The 25,500-nt window shown below is 48.0% G+C and carries 19 protein-coding genes and 1 pseudogene; 3 read left to right on the top strand and 17 right to left on the bottom strand.

All coding sequences use genetic code 11. From position 1 onward, the window contains the following. Positions 1–21: 21 nt before the first annotated feature. The 14 genes from LQV63_RS10650 to LQV63_RS10715 all read right to left on the bottom strand — a co-directional run bounded on the left by LQV63_RS10650 (position 22) and on the right by LQV63_RS10715 (position 17,228). Positions 22–3,390: a type I polyketide synthase gene (locus tag LQV63_RS10650; RefSeq protein WP_233696685.1), complete on the bottom strand. Its 3,369-nt coding sequence runs from the start codon at positions 3,388–3,390 to the stop codon at positions 22–24. Next, positions 3,391–5,025: a fatty acyl-AMP ligase gene (locus tag LQV63_RS10655; protein WP_233696686.1), complete on the bottom strand. Its 1,635-nt coding sequence runs from the start codon at positions 5,023–5,025 to the stop codon at positions 3,391–3,393. A gap of 520 nt (positions 5,026–5,545) precedes the next feature. After that, the gene (locus LQV63_RS10660; protein ID WP_233696687.1) at positions 5,546–6,043 is read right to left on the bottom strand and encodes a hypothetical protein; all 498 of its coding nucleotides are present in this window, start codon (positions 6,041–6,043) and stop codon (positions 5,546–5,548) included. Between the two features lie 30 nt (positions 6,044–6,073). Then, complete coding sequence (locus LQV63_RS10665) at positions 6,074–6,217, bottom strand: GNAT family N-acetyltransferase (protein ID WP_233696688.1); 144 nt, start codon at positions 6,215–6,217, stop codon at positions 6,074–6,076. Between the two features lie 195 nt (positions 6,218–6,412). After that, positions 6,413–7,960: a gluconokinase gene (gene gntK, locus LQV63_RS10670; RefSeq protein ID WP_233696689.1), complete on the bottom strand. Its 1,548-nt coding sequence runs from the start codon at positions 7,958–7,960 to the stop codon at positions 6,413–6,415. Positions 7,961–8,008: 48 nt separating this feature from the next. After that, on the bottom strand, positions 8,009–9,370 hold the full coding sequence (locus tag LQV63_RS10675; protein WP_233696690.1) for a GntT/GntP/DsdX family permease: 1,362 nt from the start codon (positions 9,368–9,370) through the stop codon (positions 8,009–8,011). A 116-nt stretch (positions 9,371–9,486) separates the two neighbouring features. Further along, entirely contained in the window at positions 9,487–10,164 is a 678-nt protein-coding gene (locus LQV63_RS10680) for a GntR family transcriptional regulator (RefSeq protein ID WP_233696691.1), read from the bottom strand. Between the two features lie 109 nt (positions 10,165–10,273). Beyond that, a complete protein-coding gene (gene gnd, locus LQV63_RS10685) occupies positions 10,274–11,173 on the bottom strand; it encodes a phosphogluconate dehydrogenase (NAD(+)-dependent, decarboxylating) (RefSeq protein ID WP_233696692.1) in 900 nt (299 codons plus the stop codon). 181 nt (positions 11,174–11,354) lie between these two features. Continuing rightward, a complete protein-coding gene (locus tag LQV63_RS10690; RefSeq protein ID WP_233696693.1) occupies positions 11,355–11,789 on the bottom strand; it encodes a GNAT family N-acetyltransferase in 435 nt (144 codons plus the stop codon). Between the two features lie 148 nt (positions 11,790–11,937). Further along, positions 11,938–12,942 carry an oligopeptide/dipeptide ABC transporter ATP-binding protein gene (locus LQV63_RS10695; RefSeq protein ID WP_233696694.1) on the bottom strand — a complete coding sequence of 335 codons (1,005 nt, stop codon included), beginning with the start codon at positions 12,940–12,942 and terminating at the stop codon, positions 11,938–11,940. Beyond that, a complete protein-coding gene (locus LQV63_RS10700; protein WP_233696695.1) occupies positions 12,924–13,769 on the bottom strand; it encodes an ABC transporter ATP-binding protein in 846 nt (281 codons plus the stop codon). The genes LQV63_RS10695 and LQV63_RS10700 overlap by 19 nt, the downstream gene beginning before the upstream one ends. 27 nt (positions 13,770–13,796) lie before the next feature. After that, positions 13,797–14,654, bottom strand: coding sequence for an ABC transporter permease (locus LQV63_RS10705; protein WP_233696696.1), 858 nt, complete (start codon positions 14,652–14,654; stop codon positions 13,797–13,799). Next, on the bottom strand, positions 14,641–15,591 hold the full coding sequence (gene nikB / locus LQV63_RS10710) for a nickel ABC transporter permease (protein WP_233696697.1): 951 nt from the start codon (positions 15,589–15,591) through the stop codon (positions 14,641–14,643). The genes LQV63_RS10705 and nikB overlap by 14 nt, the downstream gene beginning before the upstream one ends. Then, a complete protein-coding gene (locus LQV63_RS10715) occupies positions 15,588–17,228 on the bottom strand; it encodes a nickel ABC transporter substrate-binding protein (protein WP_233696698.1) in 1,641 nt (546 codons plus the stop codon). Before LQV63_RS10715 ends, nikB begins: the two co-directional genes overlap by 4 nt. A 394-nt stretch (positions 17,229–17,622) precedes the next feature. Here LQV63_RS10715 and LQV63_RS10720 point away from each other — a divergent pair, with 394 nt between their 5' ends. Then, positions 17,623–18,441, top strand: coding sequence for a class I SAM-dependent methyltransferase (locus LQV63_RS10720; protein WP_267933989.1), 819 nt, complete (start codon positions 17,623–17,625; stop codon positions 18,439–18,441). Positions 18,442–18,537: 96 nt separating this feature from the next. Here the strand turns inward: LQV63_RS10720 and LQV63_RS10725 are convergent. The 3 genes and pseudogenes from LQV63_RS10725 to LQV63_RS10735 all read right to left on the bottom strand — a co-directional run bounded on the left by LQV63_RS10725 (position 18,538) and on the right by LQV63_RS10735 (position 20,337). Beyond that, a pseudogene (locus LQV63_RS10725) lies at positions 18,538–19,011 on the bottom strand (GNAT family N-acetyltransferase). 22 nt (positions 19,012–19,033) lie between these two features. Then, positions 19,034–19,294, bottom strand: a complete 261-nt coding sequence (locus LQV63_RS10730) for a cyclase family protein (protein WP_233696700.1) — start codon at positions 19,292–19,294, stop codon at positions 19,034–19,036. A 110-nt stretch (positions 19,295–19,404) separates the two neighbouring features. Next, positions 19,405–20,337 (bottom strand): DNA-3-methyladenine glycosylase family protein, encoded by a 933-nt coding sequence (locus LQV63_RS10735; RefSeq protein WP_233696701.1) that lies wholly within the window; start codon positions 20,335–20,337, stop codon positions 19,405–19,407. Between the two features lie 871 nt (positions 20,338–21,208). Between LQV63_RS10735 and LQV63_RS10740 the strand changes: the two genes are divergently transcribed. Both LQV63_RS10740 and LQV63_RS10745 read left to right on the top strand, forming a co-directional pair. Continuing rightward, positions 21,209–22,243 (top strand): efflux RND transporter periplasmic adaptor subunit, encoded by a 1,035-nt coding sequence (locus LQV63_RS10740; protein ID WP_233696702.1) that lies wholly within the window; start codon positions 21,209–21,211, stop codon positions 22,241–22,243. A gap of 1 nt (position 22,244) precedes the next feature. Then, positions 22,245–25,340 carry an efflux RND transporter permease subunit gene (locus LQV63_RS10745; protein WP_233696703.1) on the top strand — a complete coding sequence of 1,032 codons (3,096 nt, stop codon included), beginning with the start codon at positions 22,245–22,247 and terminating at the stop codon, positions 25,338–25,340. Positions 25,341–25,500: the final 160 nt, after the last annotated feature.

Genomic DNA, 25,500 nt, shown 5'->3' on the forward strand with positions numbered 1-25,500 from the left:
ATTGACTTCCTGAAATCGTAATCATTCAGATCCTTTTTGCGTTAAAAGCAGCAATAATCGATCCATGTCTTCGTCGGACAGTTCGCTCACATCGCGCTCCATATCATCCGATGCTAGTAAATCGTCTATCTGCGAATGTTCCCCAGCATCCTGACATCGGGTATCCTGCAAAATCTCACTCATTTTTAGCGCAGCCTGCCGCGTTGTTGTTCCTTCCAGAAAATGAACGAGCGGCAAAGATACTTGGAACTCCTGCTCGATTTTGTGCTTAAGCTGCAGGGCCATAATGGAATCCATACCAAGCATGACCAAGGGTTGGTCCATGGATAAGTCCGCAGCCGGAGTTATCTTCAATATGCTTGCAAAGAGGGTCTGTAAATGCTGTTCCAACAGCGGCAGAGCCTGTTCGCGCTCGTGAGCAACCTGAATGATTGACTGTACGGACAGTGCGGCATGGTGGCCGGTCAGGCTATCTTCCGTAACGGGAGGCGCTGCAATCGTCCCCTGAAGAGGCGCATCCGAATCGTCGATCCAGAATCTTTTTTTCTCCCAGGGATAGGTCGGAATGGAGACGCACTCACCTTTAGATCCCATGTTCCCCCATTTCAACTCCACACCGTGCTGATACAGCTTGACAGCGGCCTGCAGCATGGACTCCCCGTCGTCACCCTTGCGCATGGAGAACAGCGCGAGCTTCGCCCTGCAATCCTCAAAGCATTCCTCTACATTTTGAATTAGCACTGGATGCGGTCCAACCTCCACAAATGCTTCGTACCCGTCCTGCTTCGCCTTGACCAGCGCATCCGCAAACAAAACAGGCTTACGCATATTGTCCAACCAATGATCCGCATGAATTCGCAGACCGTTCTCTACCTGGCCTGTCACCGTCGAATAAATACGCAGATGTGCCAATCGATGTCGAATTGATTTGACTTCGGAATGGAACCGATCGCATAAAGGCTCCATTTGTCTGCTGTGAAAAGCGAACGAGCTTGAAAGCGGGTAGGTTTTGACTGTATCGGGCAGATTCTGAATAAAGCGTTCCACTTCATATTTGTCTCCGGAGAGCACGATAGACGCTGGTCCATTAACGGCAGCTATACACAGGCTCGAATAGCTGTTGTCCGCCAGCCGCTGTTCAATATCAGCAAGTGGAATACGGACGAGTGCCATGGCTCCCTGTCCTTGGGTCGTCTGCATAAGCTTACTGCGCCAATATACAATCAGCAGCGCGTCTTCCAAGCTGAGCACGCCTGCCGTATAATGCGCGGCAATCTCACCCAAGCTGTGTCCGATCACGGCCTTCGGCTCAACTCCCCAGCTTTTCCACAAGGCTGCGAGGGATACCTGAACGGCGAAGACCAGCGGCTGCGCCGCATCGGTACGATCAGACCAGTCATCAACTTGGTCACGGTGAATCTCGTCCCAGAGAGACCATCCCGCATAGTTGTCCCATAACGCATCGCATTCTAAAAAAACGCGTTTAAACTCGCCTTCATGTTCAAGGAAATATCGCCCCATGCCTGGCCATTGGTTGCCTTGACCCGAGAAGACGAACACCATTTTGGACACATCGATGGTTCCGCAGCGTGCGTCGAGTCGTTCCAACTCCCCGATGAGCTCCGTACGATTGCTGCCGATAGCGGCCCCGCGCCATGCACGATGCGTCCTTCTTCGTTGAGCTGTATAGCAAATATCGGTCAGCGGCATATCGGGATGTTCATGCAAATATTGCTTCGTGTCGGCTGCCAATCGGGCCAAAGCACTCTCGGTGTTGGCTGACAGAGGCAAGAAATACAGCTTCGGGTCTTCCCTCTTCTGTGGAACCGTCCCTACAGGGACATATTGTTGAAGCACGACATGGGCATTCGTTCCTCCGAAGCCAAAGGAGCTTACTCCGGCCAAAGCGGGTCTGCCGCCTGCCGGCCGTGTCGTTGACTGCCTCACCACTTGAAGCGGCAGGTCTTGGAACGGGATATATGGGTTGATTTGCTCAAAATGCAAATTGGGCACCCACTCCCTGTTTTTTAAGCAAAGCACTGTTTTTATAAAACCAGCAATTCCAGCCGCCGCCTCCAAATGTCCAAAATTGGTCTTTACGGAACCAATATAACACTTATCCAGCATGGAACGATTGGTTGACAGCACCCGCCCTATAGCCTGGACTTCAATCGGATCTCCCAAAGCGGTGCCCGTCCCGTGCGCCTCGATGTAGTCTATATGTTCCGCGTGAACACCGGCAATACGGTATGCCTCCTTCAGCACCTCTTCCTGAGCCTGTAAATTGGGAGCGGTCAATCCATTGCTCAAACCATCCTGATTGATAGCGCTGCCCCGTATAACGGCGTATATCTTATCTTGGTCACGAAGAGCGTCGGACAGCGGCTTCAATATGACGGCACCCGCTCCTTCCCCGCGAACGTAACCGTCCGCCCGGGAATCAAACGTTTTGCATCTGCCGTCTGCCGAGAGCATACCCGCCTCGAAGAAGGCCTTGCTTATTCCTGGGTTTAATATCACATTCACTCCGCTGGCGATGGCCATGTCAGATTCACCTGTTCTCAGGCTTTGGCAAGCCAGATGAATGGCGACCAGCGAAGAAGAACACGCTGTATCCACAGCCAGGCTGGGACCACGCAAGTTCCATATGTAAGAAATTCTGTTGGCAGCAATGCATTTGGAATTTCCCGTTACTCTGTAAATACTGCTCTGCCCGAAATCCGATAGCTTGCTGTAGCCGTAATCGTTGCTGGAAATCCCCGCAAAAACCCCTGTCCTCGAGCCGCTTAAACGTTCGTTCGTCAGTCCCGCATCCTCAATCGCTTCCCATACCACTTCCAACAGCATCCGCTGCTGGGGGTCCATCTGCTCCGCTTCACGCGGAGATATGTAAAAAGCCTCATTGTCAAACCGATCGATATCGTCCACAAGTCCGGCGTAACGCATTCCGTCCTGTGCAAAATGGGCCGAACGCTCTACTGGTATTTCCGAAATGCAGTCCAATCCGCTGTGCAAATTTCGCCAATATTCGGAGATGTTTTTTGCTTTTGGGAACCGGCATCCCATCCCGATTACCGCAACACCATCCGCATGCTCCTGCATAGAACCTCCAGACCGGATATAGCCACGTTTGTCTTCACCACGGGAAGAATAATATTGGGCCACGGAATGAATAGATGGATAGTCCCAGAACAAGGTCGGATCGACAGCATGACTGACAAAGCTCTCCAATTCTCCAGACAAAGACACCAATTCCTTGGAATCGAGTCCGTAATATGAAAACGGAACCGACGCTTCTATTTCACTTGGCGAAAGCTGCTTCACAGCGCTGATTTTCTGTACGAACCACCTGCAAATGTCGTTGTAACGGCTGCTCTGTTCCCCGCTCATTCAATCACCCCACACGATTAAACTTCCGTTCAGATACATGTCTTTGCATTTGCGGCGTTGAATCTTGTTGCTGGATGTTTTCGGAATATTTAGAGGTTTAACAATTTTGATATCGTAGGTATGAAGCTGGAATTTTTCGATAATTTCTGCTTTAATATGACGGGTTATCTCTTTCAGACACATTTCCATGTCGAGCTGTTGCCGTTGAACGATATGTTTGAATTCCCTATTCATTTCGCACAGCACGACAAGCTCCTCACTGCCTTGTACGTCAATTGAGAAAGCGGCTGTACTGGCGACATTGATTTCCGAATGACAACTTGCAGCAATTTCCTCGATATCATGGGGATAATAATTTTGCCCGCGAATAATGATCAAATCTTTCAACCGCCCGGTAATGTACAATTCTCCATCGCAGATAAAGCCAAGATCGCCTGTCCGCAAAAAAGGGCCTTCCCCCGTATCTGACAGGCAAGCGGCAAACATTTCTCTACTGCCTTCTGGAGCTCCCCAATACCCTTTGGCGACACTATCGCCTTTAATCCAAATCTCGCCCGCTTTCCCTGCCGCACATTCGATCATTGTGAGCGGGTCTACGATTTTAATTTGCTGATACGATAAAATTTGCCCGCATCCGACTTGTGCACGCGATGTATTGGGCGAACAATCTTCAATGACAATATCGTTGCTTTGCAGAGCCTTCTCATCAATATGTAAAAACTTAGGAGGAGCTTCTCTTTCCCCAACCGTTACGCATAGTGTTCCTTCAGCCAAGCCGTAACTGGGCAGCATAGCCTCTTCACGAAAACCGCATTCCCGAAAAGCATTGCAAAACTCCCGGATCGTGTCCGCTCGCACTGGTTCAGCCCCATTAAAGGCGTTCGCCCAATGGCTCAAATTCAAATCGCTTTTATCTTCAACCGATATTTTTTGGACGCACAGCCGATAGGCGAAGTCGGGGCCACCACTGAAAGTGACTCCATATTTGCTGATCGTCCGCAGCCACCTGATCGGTTTTTGCACAAAATCCAAAGGTGACATGATATAACAGCATCCGCCATTGTAAATATTTTGCAAAACAACTCCAATAAGGCCCATATCATGATACATTGGCAGCCAAGTTGCCATAATGGTGTGATCCGAGTGTTGAAACCGTTGTTTCATCATCTCTAAATTGTGAAGTAAGTTGAGGTGACTCACCATTACCCCTTTGGGGGCACTGGTCGAGCCGGACGTATATTGGAGAAAAGCAATATGATCAGAGAAAATCGTGTCGATCTGCGGCTTATATTCGTAATCGCTCTGTAATATCTCATCAAGCTTGATCGAGTGGACGTTACGCATCATCTCAGGAAGTTTTTCGGGATCTTGAAGGGATTGCACAATTACCAGAGCTGGCTTGGCATCGTTATAGATCGATGCGATCCGCTCCGCATTTCGTGATTTACTGGGAGGGTAGACCGGTACCGGAAGTGATTTTGCATACATACATCCGAAAAAAGCAATGATGTAATCAATCCCGCTGGGCAGCAGAATCATGATTCTCTCGCCTTCCAAATTCAGAAGCTGAAAATAGGCGGCAAGTTTTTGGGATTGGCGGCACAATTCGCGATATGTGCAGCTGTCGCTCTCCACTTCCCCGTCTTTTAAATATACAAACGCTTTTCTATCCGGGTGCTGATGCGCCATTTTTTCCAACACTTCCAGCAAATTTCGATACACTCTTATTCCTCCTACCTAGTTTTGGCTATTGCCAAATGCAGATACTTAAGAAGCAGAGTTATTGAATTGCTAATAGTATAACAAATAATCTATCAAATACAATATTATTCATATAATTATAATATTTAATAATTATTGACACTAATTATTGACACCATATTTTTTACTGATCATGTTCGAGCGCTCCTTACCTTCCTCAATTCCACATATTTCATGTGCAGATGTTAGTTTGTTGCAATATACTACGATTGTCTTTTTATGTCAATGTATATTGATAGTTTGGCAAAGTTAAAGCCTTAAGCCATTAGCGCTGCAATTATATTTAACATTATTAAACTTCGGGGAGCTATTCCATTACGCATAATGATAAAGAACTCCCCCATTTCGTTAGAGAAATGGAGGAGTCCGGTGGGTCTAGGGCGGTGAAAGTTGTTCAGGCCGTCGTGTACCATATATAAAGATAAACAATTTCCTCGTTATGCCCTAATAGTTGAAACAAATTCCAGTCATCAAAAATAACAACATTGTTGGAATCATTAGCAATTTCATGCTCGAACTCAATATCTGCATTCATTTCATTCATCTTTTTTACAGCGGTTGTTCCGCTTATTTCTTCGAAAAGTCCGTTTTTCATCACATAATATACTGCCTTATAAAGGACATTGATTCTGTTATGTTCCACAAGAGTCTTATCCCATTCCCACTCTTCTTCTATATACTCAAGTCTTTCTAGAAGTAATATAAAGCCTTCTATATTGGTGTTAACATATCCCCTGTTCAACGATATAAAATAAGATGAAACTTCGCTCGCCGGGTCGATGTATGCTTGAATGCGGAATTCGTCTGCAAACAGAAACTCCTTTGTATGAAGATGATGTAGAAATGAAGTGACTTGTTCTCTATTTATAATTGTATTCCCCCCCCAATACATTAGCTCGCGGTCAGGTGGCGTGACCGGCGTTCAACTGTCTTCCAAGGTCCGAATTTTCGCCGGATAGTGCGTCCATATTTCAGGATGCTCAGAGTATTCGTACAAATTCGGGATATGATCGAATTCGAGCGGAATCAGCTTGATGCGTTCACCTTGCAGTTCATGAAATTCCATACCTAACTCTCCCTATAAACAATTTGGATATGCAGCACTCGATCGGCTCGAACAACATATGTCATTTTATGTATTCGTGAAATTGTGGAATTCTCCTCTTTCAACAACTATCTTAACAACTCGAAAGGATGAAGAAAGAAATAAGACCCTGAATCACGACAAATTCGTCATTCAGGGTCTTCCCTCAAATATAGGTTACTCTTCAAACAGCTTCCGTTGGAATTGCGCGATCGCCTCATACTCCTCTTCCAGCTTGCGCGAGATCGAAATATAGATGGGCAGAAGCTCGTGGTACAATTCTGCGTTTTCCTTGATCGGCTTATGCTCGTGAGTCGCCCCCACCATATCGGACACGATATGCAGCGAATCACTGCGGCCAATCGCGTATAGGCCGAGCACGACAGCGCCCAGACAGGAGCTTTCGTAGCTTTCAGGTACAACGACTTCCTGGTCGAAAATATCCGCCATCATTTGGCGCCATAATGCCGAGCGGGCGAAGCCGCCTGTGGCGTGAATTTTGCGCGGCCGTCCGATCTGCTCTTCCATTGCCAACAGCACCGTGTACAGGTTAAAAATGACTCCTTCCAGCACGGCGCGAATCATATGCTCTTTCCGATGGTGCATCGTCAGTCCGAAGAAGGAACCGCGCGCATCCGCATTCCACAGCGGCGCGCGTTCGCCGGTCAAATACGGGTGAAAGAGCAATCCATCTGCGCCCGGTCTTACCTGCTCTGCAATTTTCGTCAACAAATCATAGGAGTCCACCCCAAGACGCTTGGCTGTTTCCACTTCCGCGGCCGCGAACTCATCCCGCACCCAACGGAACAGTATGCCCCCGTTGTTGACGGGACCACCGATCACCCAATGCTTATCGGTCAAGGCGTAACAAAAAATTCTTCCTTTCGGGTCCGTGACCGGACGATCCACAACCGTGCGAACCGCTCCGCTCGTGCCAATGGTAGCCGCGACCACGCCGGGTTCGATCGCATTCACTCCCAAATTGGAGAGGACGCCGTCACTCGCTCCCACTATGAACGGCGTGGACGCCGCCAAGCCCATCTCTTCTGCATATGACGCATCCAACCCCTGTACCTGATGCGTCGTCGGGACGAGCTTAGACAGCTGATTACGGGTAATCCCGGCAATTCGCAGCGCCTCTTCATCCCAATCCAGATCCCTTAAATTCAACATGCCGGTCGCTGAAGCGATCGAGTAATCCACCACGTACTCGTTGAAGAGCTTGGCGAACACATACTCTTTAACCGAGATGAATTTATTAGTCTTTTGAAAAATCTCAGGCTCCTCATCGCGCATCCACATCAATTTCGTAATTGGGGACATCGGATGAATCGGCGTCCCTGTCCGCAGGTATAGCTCATGCCCGTTCATGTCCCGCTTCAACCGCGTGGCATATTCGCTGCTGCGGTTATCCGCCCACGTCATGCATGGTGTAAGCGGTTTGCCTGCGGCATTAACAGCAATGACGCTGTGCATCGCCGAACTGAATGCGACGAACAGGATGTCCTCACGCCGAACTTCGCTGTGCGCCATCACTTGCTTGACCGATTGGATGACCGCTTGGAAGATATGCTCTGGATCCTGCTCCGCAATCGTCGAATTAGGCGTATATAAAGGATACCCCTCGCTCCCCTTGGCTACGACCTGTCCGTTCTCTTCGAACAGAACAGCCTTGGTGCTCGTTGTTCCGATATCGATACCGATCATGTACTTTTTCATGCTCATTGGTAAACCTTCTTTCTCGAAATCCTGCTTGCCATAATCCTGATTCACTTACACTACTGTACTGAGGAGAAGTATAAAAACCAATCCTACAACTGATAGCAGCGTCTCCATCACCGTCCATGACTTCAATGTCTGAGGCACGGACATATTGAAGAACTCCTTCACCATCCAGAAGCCAGCATCATTGACATGGGACAGCACAATCGAGCCTGCACCTGTCGCTAACACGACAAGCTCTACATTCGCACCAGGATTCAGCGCAAGGACAGGTGCCACAATTCCTGCGGCTGTCGTCATGGCCACGGTTGCAGATCCAGTGGCGACCCGAATCAATGCAGCTACAAACCAGGCGAACAAAATAATATTCACATTGGCTTGTGTCGCAATTTCGGCAATCGCTCCCCCTACACCGCTATTAATCAACACTTGCTTGAAGGCTCCGCCCCCGCCAATGATGAGAATAATCGTGGCAGTGGGCGCTAAGCACTCACTTGTAAAGCGGGATACTTCTTCTTTCGTAAATCCTCTCGCAAAACCGAGTGAGAAGAACGAGAATACAACCGCAATCAACAGCGCTATAATTTCGTGCCCGATAAATTCGCAAAATACAGTGATGCTGCTAGTTGCTTCTGGATCCGCGATATCTGCCACCGAACCAACTAGCATTAAGATGACCGGCAGCAAAATCGTAAACAAGGTGATGCCAAAGCCCGGAAGCTTACGATCGCTCTGCAGCGCAAATTGCTCAGCCAATTTGGCCGGTGGTTCCACCTGAATGCGCTTACCAATGAACTTGCCGAATAAAGGACCGGCAATAATTGCGGTTGGCAAGCCAATCAAAAGAGAATACAGAATCGTTTTCCCTAGATCCGCCTGATAGGCATCAATCGCAATCATCGGTGCCGGATGCGGCGGGACAAGTCCATGCACCGTCGAAAGTCCAGCTAAAATAGGAATCCCAATTTGCAAGAGCGGCATTTTTGTTTTACGTGCCACAGTGAACACGATTGGAATCAAGAGGATAAGACCCACTTCGAAGAACACCGGAATCCCTACGATAAAGCCAACGATCATCATCGCCCAATGAACTCGCTTCTCTCCGAACTTATCTACCAAGGTAGAAGCGATTTGCTCCGCGCCTCCGGATTCTGCCATCATCTTGCCAAGCATCGTTCCGAGAGCGATGACGATCGCGATTGTCCCGAGTGTACCGCCTAGACCGCCTGTAATCGAGCTCACCACATCAAGCGGCTTCATCCCTGCAAGCAATCCCAGCATCAAAGCTGAAAGGAGCAGTGTGACAAAAGGATTCCATTTATATTTAGCAATAAACACAACCAGAAATACAATTGCAATCAATGTCCAAATGAGCAACGTTACATTGTGACTGAGACCAAAAATACTGCTCATATATAAATCCTCCCTGCGATTCTGACTCTTCTATAATTCCCCTTAGTATTTCCATTCCACATATTGTATACTTGTCGACAACTTTAAGCGAAAAGAAAATTCTCCTCTCGTTTTCCTTAAAATTGAGGCAAGCTCGTATGCAGTGTCTGGCGCGAATCCGCAAAATATTCCCGAACTACGTTCTGTATCGTGTCGGCATTCTTGGATTCCAACCCTTTCACAATCGTACGATGCTTATTAATGACAGAGCTGAGCTTCTGCTCTCCCTTGGAAAATACCTCTTCGGTTGTAATCAACATGACCGTCATGACGATGTGGCGGATGCTTGTCCATAGATGAAAAATTCTTTTATGTTCCGCCGCTGCCACAATCGCTTCATGAAAGGAAAAATCCTGATAGGCGAAATCGACAACATCGTTATATTTGACTGCTAATTCCATTTTATCGATAATTTGATTGCATTTCGAAATTAACCTTTCTTGGTTGCCATGGGCCAGACGCTGCTGAACAAAGCTTTCGATGAGAAAGCGGACATCATACAATTCCTCGATATCCTTTGAGCTCAAACCCAAGACTACCGCGCCCATCCGTTCTAACCGGATCAGACCTTCGTTCGATAGCGTTTTCAACGCTTCCCTCACCGGAGATCTGCTCGTGCCGAAGTCGGCGGCCACTCGATTTTCAGAGATGACCTCACCCGGTTTGATCGTTCCATTTATAATTTGCAATCGTAATTTACAAGCAATCGATTCCCCAAGGGAAATTCCCTGCAGCCATGCGGATGGATAATGCATAAAGGTTCAACTCTCCTAATGAATGGTAGTTCGCCCGTTAAGGTGACATTTAGACTCATTCTATCACATTCTCTTGACGATTCCATCAGGATGAGGAGTTGTTGCGCCCTCAGTTGTTCTTAACTACCCCATGACCGCCAAATTCATTCCGCAGCGCAGCGACGATCTTGCCATGGAACGTATCGGCTTCAAGTGAACGATATCTCATGAACAAGGACATCGCGATGACCGGTGCGCTCGCTTGCAAATCCAAGGCCGTCTCCACGGTCCATTTCCCTTCGCCGGAGCTCTGCATGACACCGCAAATCCCTTCTAGCTTCGGATCTTTCGAGAATGCATTTTGCGTCAGCTCCATTAACCAACTGCGAATAACGGAACCATTCGACCATACACGCGCCACATCTTCATAGTTATAATCAAAATTGCTCTTGTCCAGCAGTTCAAACCCTTCAGCGATCGACTGCATCATGCCATACTCAATGCCATTGTGAATCATTTTCAGAAAATGACCGCTGCCGCTCTTACCGGCGTACAAATATCCTTGTTTAACGGCGATATCTCGGAACAAAGGCTCAATCGATGCAAAAGCTTCCTGATTCCCGCCAATCATAAAGCAGCCGCCCTGTGCCGCGCCCTCGGTTCCGCCCGATGTCCCGACATCGAAGAAATGAATCCCATGTGCGTGCAGCTTCTCGCCCCGCGCCAACGATTGTTTATAATGAGAATTGCCCCCGTCAATAACGATATCCCCTTGTGACAGGAGCGAAATGAGCGTGTCGATTACACCATCCACGATCTCGCCTGCAGGCACCATCATCCACACCACTTTAGGGGATGCCAAGTTCGAAACCAGCTCCTCGATAGAATCCGCAGGTACTGCCCCCTGCCCTGCCAATTGCTGCCTTGGCTCTGTATTCACATCATATACGACTACCTCGTGCTGATGACGAAGCATATTTTCAACCAGATTATATCCCATCTTGCCAAGACCAATCATGCCTAACTTCATGCTGTCTTCACTCCTCTTAAAAGACTACAAGTATACTTGTATACAACTTTGTTGTTTTTATATTACTTCTTTCCCTCGCATCTGTAAAGAAGAAATTTGAAAGCGCTATTTTATGTCATTTTGTTCTTGTCATATATGAGGGGAAGACAATGAAGACAAGCTCACTGCCTCCCCCGGCGCTTTATCTGCATTTATTTATTTGCTTTTTCAGAAAGTATCTGTTTTGGTTTTTTACGGGCACATCTTTAAGTTCCCCAAACTGCTCATATCCGTTTCTCAGATAGAAACCCGGCGCTTGAAAACCAAACGTATCCAAATGTATCGTGTCTACTGCACGTTGTGCGGCTATCTCTTCTATTTTTTTCAGCAGATTCGTTCCGAGTCCGCTGCCGCGTAATCTTTCATCAACACATAAAATCTCGATAAAGATACTTTGTCCGTATCTATAGCTTAGCAAACCGCCGACAATCTCATTGTTTGGTGCTTTCAGAACCAAATTAATTGGCTCGAAATCCGCATCCACACTCTTCATATTATACGAGTATAAATGATTCCTTACTTGCTCCAACTCTTCCTCATCACTTGTCATTTCCAATCGCACATCGTTTTTATTCATTCCTTCGGCACCTTCTCCATTTCAACTTGTATCATATTTATTATAGACTCGAATCCATAAGTAATTGTGACAAAAAATAGCACACTGTATGTTTTCTAATGAGGGGCTGCCGTACGTAAAAAATTACTGATGCAGCGCTCTCTGCGCATTATAAATCGCTCGTGTCGTCAAGCTCGTGGCAGGCGGCATAATGCCCCCGTTCCCTCAGCTTTAACTGCGGTTTGACTTCCCTGCACAACGGTGTGCCGAATGGACAACGGTTATAAAAACTGCAACCGCCCTCCTCAGATGTTGCTTTGTCGTCCTTCTCTGTCTCCGTTTCTTTCCATTGATGGCGTTTGAGAGGGTTCGCAATAAGTATGGAGGAAAGCAGCAGCTTCGTATACGGATGATGATGGATGACGGACATTTGGGAGCTGTCGAATATTTCGACAATGGCTCCTCTATACATGACAGCAATCCGGTCGCACAATGATTGGACAGCGAGCAGATCGTGGGAAATAAACAGATAGGATAAAGCACGCTGATCCCGCAGTCTTGCCAGTAACGTTAGAATTTGTGTCTGCATGGGGGCGTCGAGACTGGACAGCGGTTCGTCGCACACAACTAACGAGGGCTTACAGACCAGTGCCCTGGCTATATTGACCCTCTGATTCTGGCCTCCGCTTAATTCGCTCGGATAGCGTGACGCTAGCTTTGGATCCAAGCCGACATCCTTGATAAGCTCTTGAACCAGGATATCGCGCTCGGAGCGAGAGCCTAGACCAAAATTTCGGAGCGGCTCTCGAATGGCTTGCTCTACCGTTTGATAAGGGCTCAGACTGGATACCGGATCCTGAAAGATCATCTGAATATGCTGCCTGAAGCCTTTCAACCGTTTGCCTCGCAGTTCCGTGATGTCTTCCCCATTCCACAGCAGTTGCCCAGCTGTAGGCGTGTCCATCCGACAAATCAATCTAGCTAGTGTGCTCTTCCCGCTGCCACTTTCTCCGACGAGCCCGAATGCTTCACCTTTGCCTATAGTAAACGAGACGCCATCAAGAGCGGGAGGAGACGAGCGTCGGCGCTTCTGCTTCAGGCTTAGATTTATCGACTCCGTTAGAGTGGGTGTCCCGTAATGTTTTAACAATCCGTTCACTTGCAGCAATTCCATTCGTATGTCATCTCCTTATTACTCTCTCCCCTAACATTGCGCAGTAATTTTTTTGTGTATGGATGATGCGGATCTTGAAAAAGATCCAATGTTTTTCGATGTTCGACTATAATTCCCGCATGTATAACTGCCACCTCATCAGCCATTTGAGCCGCTATACTGAGATCATGTGTAATGAGCAGAATAGAGGTGTTCCAACGTTTCTTCAATTGCAGCAGCCTGGACATAACTTGTGCCTGAACGGTAACATCAAGAGCGGTCGTCGGCTCATCGGCGATTAGCAGCCTTGGCTTTAAGCTCAGCGCCATGGCGATCATGACACGCTGCAGCATTCCACCGCTTAACTGGTACGGGAATCGATTCATCGTTTCCTGTGGACGGGCAAAACCGACTTCCCGCAAGCAGTCCAATGTACGCTCATCCGCCTCCACTCTTGATAGTTTCTCATGACTGCGGATAGTCTCCGCACACTGAACGCCAATCTTGATGACGGGGTTCAAGCTGCGCGATGGATTCTGAAAAATCATCCCCATCTGCTTGCCGCGGATGCGGGTTAACTGTTGTTCTGACAGCGAGAGCAAGTCTTCCCCATCCAGAAGAACCTGACCGTTCGTAATCTTGCCCGGTGGGTCGATCAACTTTAGCAGGGAGAGCGCTATAGCACTCTTGCCGCTGCCGCTTTCTCCCACAATACACAGTACACGACCGCTTCCCATTTCAAAGCTGGCATCCTTAACTGCATGCACCATCCCGCGCCGATTTTCGTATATAACATTCAATTGATTTACTCGCAGCAAGGTGTTGGCATCGTTTTCTCTTATCGTCATATCCATCCTCCAAAACGCCGATAGCGGTTACCTTTTGACATCCAACGCATCTCTTAAACCTTCACCGAGCAGATTGCATGCCGCCATCACGAGCAAGATGGCCAGACCGGGAGACAAAAGCAGTCGTGGCGCGGTTTGCAAATAATGCCGACCATCGCTGAGCATCGCGCCCCACTCCGGGGATGGAGGCGCAACACCGAGACCGAGGAAGGCCAGACCGGAAATCGCAAGAATCATTCGGCCGACATCCAACGCGGAGAATACAAGCACGGTTGGCACCGTACCGGGCACAATATGCCGGAACATCAGCCAGACGTCCGACGAGCCACAGCCGCGGCTGGCTTTGACATAGGGCTTCTCCTTCAATGACAACGTCATCCCTCTCACAATTCTCGTATACTTCGCCCACCACACGGCGACGACCGCGAGTAAAATATGCAACGTTCCCGGCCCAAGAAATCCCGTTAGTACAATGGCCAGCAGTAAATTCGGGAAGGAGAGCATCGTATTCACCACGACCATGATGATCCGATCGAACACGCCCCCATAGTAACCAGCAATAACGCCAAGGGGCATGCCGATGAGAAGAATAAGTGCCATCGCAGTCAACGGCATGACGAGTGAGGCCATGGTTCCGCTAATGATTCTTGAAAAAACGCATCTTCCCATTTGATCGGTCCCAAGCGGGTATTCCAAGCTAGGCGGCAGCAGCTTCGCAGTCAGATTGACCGCAAGCGGATCGTGAGGCGCAATCATGGGTGCCAGAATACCGACCACAATGACCATTAACAGGATATACAAGCCGGAGCTGGCAATCTTATTCCCTAGCGGATTTCCGATTGCTCCCGCCATTTTTCTGATACGCTGTATGTTAAAGTTCCTCATAACGACCGCCTTCTGCCCGAATTCTCGGGTCAAGCCAATAATAAATGAGATCTACTGCCAAATTCACCACGATAACGCAAGCGGCTGTCAGCAGTGTAATTGCCTGAATGACCGGATAATCGCGGTTAAAAATAGCATCAATCATCAATCTGCCTACCCCTGGCCATGAGAAAATCGCTTCAACAATAATCGAGGAACCCCAAAAATAACCAAAGCTATTCCCGATTACCGTTATAAACGGCAGCAATGCCGGTCGAATCGCATGCTGAACGATCAAACGGCTTTGCTTGATTCCCCTAGCCCGGGCCGCTTTATAATGGGGATCTGCTATCGCCTCCAGCATCCCAGCTCGCAACATACGAGCATATACGGCCGCCATGCCCGCCGCCATCGTTATGGACGGCATTATATAATTCATAATTCCTCCGTCACCCATCATGGGGAGCAGGTTAGTGCGGATACAGAACAAATAAATAAGCATGGCTCCTATCCAGAAGTGCGGCAGCGATGCGCCCAAAATAGATAGGAAACGAACGGCATGGTCGAGGTGCTGCTGCTTATACCATGCCGATACGATGCCGGCTGGAACCGCAAGAATACACGCGACAGCGAAGGAGGCGCCCATCAGTCTCAAGGTCGCTGGCAACCGCAATGCGAGTTCCTTCGTAACCGGCAGCCCGCTTTGAAACGATAGTCCCAGACGTAAATGAAAAATTTCATTCAGCCATGCTCCATACTGCGCAATCAGTGGTTGATCAAGCCCCATCTGGCGCCGTATTTCCGCTATGCTGACGGCGTCAGGAATAATCCCCTTGCTTCTCAGCGATATATCCGTCGGATCTCCAGGCATTAATTGAACGAGCGCAAATGTTACAACAGTCACGCCTAGCAGGGTGGGAATTGTCCAGATCAGTCGCTTAAGCAGAGCTTTATTCACCGTTGTTCATCCAACCGAAGCTTTTCCCATACAATCGGTCTGAATGTAGTCGCTCCTAACTGTACGTCAGAGATACGATTGTTCACTACAAACAAGTCGTCGGGGTAAAACAACGGCACACTCATTGCTTCTTCATTCATCAATTGAAAAATATCATTGTAAGCTTTAAACCGTTCTTCGTCAGTAAGAGTCGCGGCCGCGCGGTCAATCAAGCTGCTTAACTGCTCCGTGCCGAAAGCGACCGCTGGAGCCTCATTTGTTTTGTAAAAAAGCGCCATCAGGAAGCTAAGTGGATTGAAGGCATCGGCATACGTCCGGTAGATGAGCAAATCGTAATCTTTGTTCTTCCACAAAGCATCGTAATACGAAGCCTGCTCCAGAACCTTGAGCTCTACTTGAATGCCAACTTTGGACAATTGGTCCTGAACAGCTTCAGCCAACGGTTTCCACTCAGGATACTCCTCGGTTTGCAGAACAAGTGAAAATACAAGATTTTCTCCTTCTTTTTCAACCGTTCCATCCCCATTTGCATCCTTCCAGCCAGCCTCGTTAAGGAGCTGCTTGGCCATCCCCGGATTATATGAGTAACCTTTATTATTATCCTCGGAGACGTAGGCATTAGTTGTCGGAAGTATGCCGGTAGCTGGACTGCCCGTACCGTCAAACAAGTCTCGTGCGATAGACTGCTTATCAACAGCATAATTAATCGCTTGACGCACCTTTTTATCGGCAATTGCCTTATTTGCATCATTAACAACAAGGAAGTAAGAAGCGGTGCCCTTTTGAGTGGCCAGCTTCGTCTTCTCTCCATTTTTCAGTAATGATAAGCTTTCCAACGGAATTTTACTAACTTCGCCTCCCGCAATATCAATAGTGCCGTTCTGGGCGGCTAGGACACGCGATTGGGAATCCGGAACCACCTTGAACGTGAGCTTGTCAATTCCGGACTTATCGCCCCAATAGGTAGAATTAGGCGTAAAAACAGTTTGTACATCTTGTATATATTCTGCCTGTACCCACGCTGCTGTGCCGATCGCCTTAACAAATTTGCCCTCCGGATCGCCGGCCGGTTCGACGGAAGTCGGACTCATGATTCGAAACGGCCTAGGGTAGGAAAGTTCCGCAAGTGTCATATAATAATGCTTCGTAAACGTAAGCTTAACGGTAAACTCATCTATCACTTCGACCGATTTTAGATTTTTCGAGGTCAACAGCCAATCATGCTCAGGCTTATTCGCCCAACGATCCACGGAGAACTTTACTGCTTCTGCATTAAAAGGCGTTCCGTCAGAAAATTGGACATCCTTACGTAAATGAAACGTATACTCTTTGCCATCCGGCGAAATATCCCAAGACTCAGCTAAAGCGGGTTGGATCTCCCCTTTTTCTCCATACTCAACCAGAGAATCGTAAATTAACGGGTAAGCTTGCATCATTCCTTCATAAGAAGCTGCATCCAGTCGGTTGATTCCACTATCCGTACTGCTTGCGACGGTAATCTGTTTGGCTTCGGATGGAGCAGCCTCGGAGGATTCTTTTGCACAACCGGCAATGACGATAACCGCCAGCATCAGAATAAACCATGGTTTGAGCATTTCTATGGGTGCTTTGTATCTTACAGCATTTTTTATTCTCACAATCTCTCTTCTCCCCGCGATATTGAATTACTTGAATAAAGTTTTGATACGGCTTCGTTACTTTTCTCAAAATATTGGAGAGGCGATACTCTCCCCATTTGGCGTTTCCGCTCACTCTCCCCTTCTGTCAGTAGCCACGATTCCCGCATGACTCAGGCGCTAGGTAGTGTAATCTGACGGTGATGCTGCTGCATCATCCGAGAAGCCATGTTACTAGAGGCATGCACAGCAAAGGTCAATCACCCATACGAAAGATGCGCCTTCTGAACGAGAGGGAGAGTGGTGAGAAGGACCTGGCAGCGTATCGATACTGACTGGAAATGTGATCTTTCTCTAATTCAACTTATATTATTTTTTCCGTGTGATGAAAAAAAGCTTGCCCTCCTTAATCGTAATGTTTACTATTATAGGAGCGCGTTTGCAAAACTGTCAATATAAAATAGACAAGATCAAGGAGGGTATGATGGAAACGAAAAACCGTTCTCAACAATATTGGGATGAAAGCGCCGAGGTTTATAATGATATCGTTTTGGATGAGCTTAACAGCTTTAAAGCGCCGGCATGGAGGGCCATAATTGAGCAGCATATCGGCAGCGGATCGGGGCTTGATGTGCTGGATGTCGGTACCGGACCCGGTTTTTTTGCGATTCTGTTGAGCGGTATGAATCATACGGTTACGGCTGTCGATTCATCGCCGCTCATGCTCAAGCAGGCGCAATTCAACGCCTTCCGAGCGGGGGCTGGCGCTCGGTTTATACAAGGAGATATTGGCGTTCTCCCTTTCCAGGAAGCCAGCTTCGACGTCATTATAAGCCGCAATGTAACCTGGACACTGCCGCAGCCTTTCGCAACATACGATTCATGGCACAGACTGCTGCGTCCGGGCGGAAAAATCGTTATATTTGATGCGAATTGGAATAAACATCTTGTAGATGAAGAGCAGCGCAAGCAGTATATGGAAGATTCCGAAACCGCGAGAAGGATGGGTTATGGCATTGAGCTGGAAGAAAGCCTCGAGCGCGAAGGCGATGAAATTACGAGTAAGCTTCCGCTTACCTTTGAGCATCGTCCTGATTGGGATGTGCAATCACTGGAGAAAATCGGTTATAAGGAGATTGTCTGCAATTGGGGATTTGACGAAGCTATCTACACAGAAAGCGAAAAAGTGCTGAACAGGACGACGCCCATGTTCTCCATTGTCGCGGAAAAGTAAGTTAGCCAGTCAGATTAAGGAAGAACAGCTTGTCCTTCTTCTAGGGACAAGCTGTTCTGCGATCTAATAGTTGGGCAGTGTGTCGCATATGAGTTCTTACTTTGTCGACGGTATAATATATTTCATTTTCAAAAATTCAAACCGCCCCCCGTTGGTTGCCTGCATAAATGTATTCAAGGCTGCAAATCCCGCTTTTTTGTAAACCTTGATCGCTCTTTCATTGAAAGCAGCGACGGCAAGCGTCAGCGTTTTAGGACAATATTTCTCTTTAGCAAACTCAATGCCAAATTGCATAAAACCTAGCCCCATTCCTTTTCCCGTTACATGCGGCTTCATTCACAACCCAATGTCCACTGTATCGGCATCCGTTCGATGGAAGCAGAAAAAGCCGATTAATTGATCATGTTCGAAGACACTCAAATATTTATTTCCCCGCTCTTCGGCACTGATGAATTCTTCCAGATCGTCTTTGTCCGCCTCCATATCATAAAAGGAATAGATTCCATCATAATGCCAATTCGCTATTATATCAGATTTATGCTGATTCATTACATGAATGGTATATGACATCGCGTCATCATTCCTCTTTTCTCTATACTTGCCATTCACTTCTGCAAAAGCCCTTACCGGAAATGTCCTTGCCCTCGGAATATCGATGAAACGAGGTATCAATATATGTTCCTGTATTCGATACCATTTCGATTTTACCGATTTGAAACTCCGTTCCTTCTTCGTAGAGCTCTTTAGAGGCTTCTCTGCTCAAATAATCGCATATATGCGGGGCAGGCAATCCTTTGTATGTAACTAACCCTTCTTCAATCGTATGGCTTAGATCGACAAGCTGTCTTTTCATGGGTCTCTCCTTATGAAGTTCTAACAAATTTTCTCAATTTGTTTATAGCATAAATTGGATTGCGAAATACGTCAAACCTAATAAAATCCCGTTTTTTCGAACCTATCCTGTCACTTGGAATTTACCTTCGCAAGTTCCTCTGCTTGAAGCTGAAACCACCAGAGAAAGGCCGCCCATCCCCTCCACGATGCCCATCGTTCCGCCAGTTGCCGCACCTGCTCCTCCGTAGCCTTTTTTCCGATCCCATAGGTTCGGCCGATAATGGACTGCAGCCCCACATCGGCCGCCGGGATTGCGTCTGGAAACCCAAGTCCACGCATAAGGACAGACTCTGCCGTCCACCTGCCCACACCCTTGTATTGCATCAAAGTCTTGCACGCAAGGCTATAATCAACGTTACGCAGCTCCGGCAGGTTCAAATCACCGCCTGCAACCGCTTCAGACACGGTTATAATGGTTCTCGCCTTTTGATGACTCATTTGAATGTCTCGCAGTGATTCTTCCTTAAGCATTGCAACGTCTCCGGGCTGCGGAAAAACCCCGTATTCCGTTCTGTCATACGCAATCTTTCGACCGCACAATTCCACAAAAGCGAGCTTCAGCTTACGCGCAAATCGCACATGAACCTGTTGTCCGATAATGGCCCAGATGAGCGCTTCATAAGGATCCGCGACAAGCACCGGACGCAGACCGCGATAGTTGTGTATGAGGCGTCCAAGTATCGGGTCATGAGCGTACAGCTTGTGAAAAGATAACGGATCTGTATCTAGCGTAAACGTCCGTTTCACCCATGAAACAGCTTTTTCTGCGATTTCCTTACTGATTTTTTCCCCCGTTAATTGTAGATGCAGCATCGTATGGTCTATTGGTCCCATGCTTGTGATCTGAACGAGCACATCCGAGCCTGCAATGGTTAACGCTCGGGAAAACCGCTGCTGATCAATTCGTTCCAATATAGCAGCAGTAGACGAACGAAGATAGGCCAAAGCCAACCCAAAGTTGTACGGACGCGCAGGCGCAATGTCAGTCTCAAAAATGTCCATTCCTCTTTACCTCCAGTTGTGGTGCAACAAATTTCTCGCATTTGCCCAACATCGAAGTAATAAGGTAACAGTAAATGTTGGCTATCCCAGTATAAGATGCAGTAACTTCGACGAGCATCGAAATGTGGATGTTTCTACATTTGACGCGCAAAGAGGCCGTGGAAATGGTGGGTACCCGTATACGAGGCGTCTAGGATGCAGAATTGCGAATAGTCATAGAAGCAAATCTTTATATCATCCCCCTTTATCCCCTCCTACATTGGATTCTATACAGTGGAAAAACACGTTTACCTTTATAACGGCAGGTTTCATTGGATTCTGTCCAATGCTTTGACATTATTTCCGCCGCATACGCTGAAAACAACCTATCCGCTGTACAAAATACAGTCTGCATATCGCTTACCCGTCTGCTCGGTACATTCCACTGTACGTTTTCCAATGGGCTAGTATCATAGGGCTAGCTTCGACCGCCAAAAACAGTGTAGTTCACCATATATTGCTGCTCTCTTTCGCATATGAATTCCATAGATTTCACAGGATTACGCTGCTCTGTCACAAAGCTGAGGAATGCCTCACAAAGCCTTTTATTCGCCGCGTCGATCCCATTCTTCTATTACCCTCTCGCCTACAAGCTTATTACAATAAAAGGCCGGAACACGCTCCGAGCTTTGAACCTTTTCAAGAATGAAGTTATGCAACTAGCATTCCAGCCTCTCATTCGTTATTTTTTTCTAGCAAAATGCTGCCATATTGTACCTTTATTCGTGAAACTGTGTTAAATTAAGCACGTATAATTATTAGCTTTCTTTATTTTGGAACGACGTTCCTAGATAGAGACAACCTATACATCGCAAAAGGAGTGGTATAAATCTTGAAAAAACATTGGCTGTGCGCTAGCGTGCTTGCGTTAACGCTGAGTGTCGTATTAACAGGTTGCACCCCGCAATCAGAACAACCGCTGCAAGGAGCACAGGAAAAAGAAACTCCTGTTCAAGTCGCTCCGATTGAGATTGGAGCTCTTAGCTTGCAGAATGAAATTATCGGAACAGCCAATCCGAACAAAACCATCGACGTCATTCCAAAACTCAACGGCGAGCTGAGCAAACTAAATGTGAAAAAGGGGGATTACATCAATAAAGGAGCTTCTCTGGGCAGCATCAACGCAGAGGACTTGGAAATCCAACTGCAATTGGAACAGTTCGCCTTAGAGCAGGCTCAGGATCAATATAAAAACACGCATAACGCTGCACCGGCAGAAATGGAACTGGATCAAGCGAAGCGAAGCGTCGAGCAAGCCCGGCTGCGGGTGAAACAAGCCCAGAACCGGATAGATGACGCCTATCTGAAGGCTCCGATTAGCGGGCAAGTCATTCGCGTCGCCGCCGAAGAAGGGGGATTCGTCACGTCAACTTCCCCGCTGTTTACCATCGTGTCCACCAATCCGGTTACGTTAACTGCCAATGTCAGCGCCAACCAAATGCTGCTGCTGCAGGACAGGAAGGAAGCGAAGGTGGAAATTCCTGATCTGGGAAAATCTTTTTCCTCCAAGATTACCTACCTTTCTCCTATAACCAACGAATCCGGCTTCTATACATTGGAAGCGCAGGCGGACAATAAGGACGATGTGATTAAGCCGGGAATGGTTGCGAAATTCATTGTCGATCAGGAGCTGCTGAAAGACGCTCTTCTCATCCCTACCGAATCCATTGTGGAGAAAAACGGAGCGACACATATATACATAGTGAAGGACGGCCGCGCAGTTGAAAAAGCTGTCGAGGTATTGGAGTCACAGACGAAAATGTCTGCTGTGAAAGGCGATTTCCATAAAAACGATCAAGTCGTCGTGAAAGGTCAGTTCACGTTAAGCGATGGCAACAAAGTGAAGATTATCGAGGGGGCGCGATAACGTGAAAATCATTGATATCTCCGTTAAGCGTCCAATCGGCGTCATCATGATCGTGCTCGCCATTATTGCGCTCGGCTTGATCAGCTTGCGCAGCCTCGCGATCGACTTGTTTCCGAAAATCGATCTGCCGATTGCCGTCGTTGCGACTTCTTATCAAGGCGCGGCGCCCGAGGAAATCGAGAAACTAATCTCGCGGCCGCTGGAATCCTCCTTAAGCACCATCCAAGGGATTAATACGGTCTCCTCGCAATCGCAAGCGAATTCATCCCTAGTCATGCTGAATTTTAAAACCGGCACCAATATGGATAACGCCTTAATTGACGTGCGGGAAAAAGTCGATCAAATCAAAAGGATGTTGCCTGAAGCCGCCAACGATCCGACCGTGCTCCGCTTTGACCCGAACCAAATGCCCATCATAACTCTGGGATTGACGGGAGCTCAGCCAGAGAAGCTGCAGGAGATTGCCGACAACAGCATTATCCCCTTCTTTGAACGGGAAAACGGTGTCGCCTCCGTCTCCGTCCAGGGCGGAAAAACACGGGAAATTCTCGTTGAGCTGGACCGCGCCAATCTGGCCCGCTACGGCATTACGCCTTCGCAGGTTGTGCAGGCGCTCAATATGGAGAACAAATCCGCGGCGGCAGGAAGCGTCCCGAAGGGTGTGCAGGAGCTTCAAATCCGCATCAAAGGCGAATTTTCTTCTGTAGATGAAATTCAACAAACCTTGATCCATTTGCCTAACGGCGGGCAGATTCAAGTGAGCGACGTGGCTCAGGTCACCGATACATTCAAGAAGCAAAATTCGCTTACGCTGGTTAACGGCAGCCCTGCGCTAGTGTTGTCGGTGCAGAGACAATCAGACGCGAACACGGTAGCGGTAGCGGATCATATTTACAAGGCAATGGACAAGCTGGAAGCGAAGCTGCCGCAAGGAATCGAGCTAAAGATGGTATCGGACACCTCCATTTTTATCCGTCAATCGATGGATAGTGTCGTCAGCAATATGCTCAGCGGCGGCGCGCTGGCGATATTGATTTTGATTTTATTTTTGCGCAGCGTCCGCTCAACGTTTGTTATCGGCATATCGATGCCGATCGCCATCATTTCTACGTTTACACTCATGCATTTTACAGGGCAAACGCTCAATGTCATTTCCATGGGCGGCCTTGCGCTCGGAATCGGGATGATGGTAGACAACTCCATTGTCATCTTGGAAAATATTTTCACGTTTCGGCAAAAAGGAATGTCTATGAAAGAAGCCGCGGTCAAAGGCGCTTCCGAGCTGGCTTCCGCCGTAATCGCGTCCACCATGACGACGTTGGTCGTGTTCTTGCCGATCGTGTTCGTGCAAGGAATTACGTCGGATATATTCCGGCCGCTGGCTTTAACGGTCTGCTTCTCCCTTATTGCTTCTCTCGTCGTGGCGATAACGCTCATTCCGATGCTGTCTTCCAAGCTGGTATCCGCGAAGAAGAAGGAAAAGGCAGAGAAGAAGGGCTGGTATACCCGCTTTTTTGGTCTTTTTATTACGTTCTACAAAAAAATATTGCGTTGGGTGCTCGGACACCGCAAAACGACGGTATTCGGCACGTTTGTGTTGTTAATCGGGAGTTTCTTCCTCGTTCCATTCATTGGTATGGAGTTTATGCCGGGCGGCGATCAGGGCCAAATCCAAATCACCGTTCAGACGCCAAGCGGCACGAATCTAGAGGAAACCAAAAAAATAGCTGACAAAGTATCCTTACTACTAAAGCCATATGAGAAGGTAATCGACACCGCGTCGGAATCGATCGGTGGAGGTGGCGGCCCGTTCGGAGGAAGCGCCAATTCAGCGACATTTATGATTCAGCTGGTTCGCGCAACCGAACGGGAGATTACAACGGCCGAGATGATGCGGCAATTAACGGAAGCGGCCGGAGAATTAGCCGGAGCGGAGATTACCGTTTCTGCGATGGAATCCGGGTTCGGAGCGGGGGCACCGATCCAAATCAAATTAAACGGGCAAGAGCAAGATGTGCTGGAGGAGGTCGCCAATCAGGTCGTGTGGCTCATTTCCGAGATCGATGGCGTCTATAATGCAGAATCATCTGCGGCGGAAGGAAATGCCGAGTTGAATATTACTATCGACCGGAGCTTGGCCGCTAAATATGGATTGACCTACCAGCAAATCATGAATGAAATTTCGCTTGCGATTAACGGGCAGTTGGCAACGCAATACCGGGAGGGCGGCAATGAATATGATGTGCGAGTCATCATGCCTGAAGAGAGCCGTTCAAGCATTGCGGCGCTAAACACGTTAACGATTCAATCGCAGAGCGGCAGATTGGTTCCGCTGTCCGACGTGGCTGAATTTAACCAGCTTCAAGGACCTGTCATGATTCAGCGTGAAAATCAACAGCGGCAAATCAACGTTACCGCCGATATTTCGGGAAGAGATTTGGGCAGCATCTCCACCGAAATTGAACAAGCGCTGATGACAATGAACTTTCCGGAGGGGTATTCCTACTCAATGGGCGGCCAAACCGAGGATATGATGAAGTCCTTTGTCGATCTCGGCATCGCTCTCATCTTCTCTATTTTCCTGGTCTATGTCGTGATGGCGGTTCAATTCGAGTCCTTGCTCTATCCGTTCATTATTATGTTCGCCATGCCGACGACCTTCACGGGTGTCGTGCTGGGCTTGTTCATCACCAAAACTCCGTTAAGCGTAACCGCCTTAATCGGAGTCATTATGCTAGCGGGTATCGTAGTGAACAACGCGATTATTCTGGTTGATTACATCAACATCATGCGCAGAAGCGGACTCGAGCGGACAGAGGCAATCATGCAAGGGGCGCCAAGCCGGATTCGTCCGATTTTCATGACAACCTTGACGACCGTGCTCGGATTGCTGCCGCTCGCGCTCGGCATCGGCGAAGGCGCAGAAATGCAGGCTCCTCTTGCCGTCGTCGTTATATTCGGCTTGTCTTGCTCGACCATCTTTACATTGCTGCTGGTGCCAGTCATGTATACGTATCTGGACGATTTTTCGAACTGGATCAAGCGGCTGTTCACTAGAAAGAATAAAGCAGACAAAACAACGGAAATAACCACATAAGTTATTCGATTGAAATGTGAAAACCTCCAGCACCGCTATACAGCAGGCTGGAGGTTTCCTTGTGTTAGAACATTAATTGATATGCTGGTCTTGCACCCTATTTCAAGTCAAAATAGTACATAAGAAATTCATAGAAACTGGTCCAATCCGCTTCTAACTT

This window comes from Paenibacillus profundus (assembly GCF_021369635.1).
GTDB lineage: Bacteria > Bacillota > Bacilli > Paenibacillales > Paenibacillaceae > Paenibacillus_B > Paenibacillus_B profundus.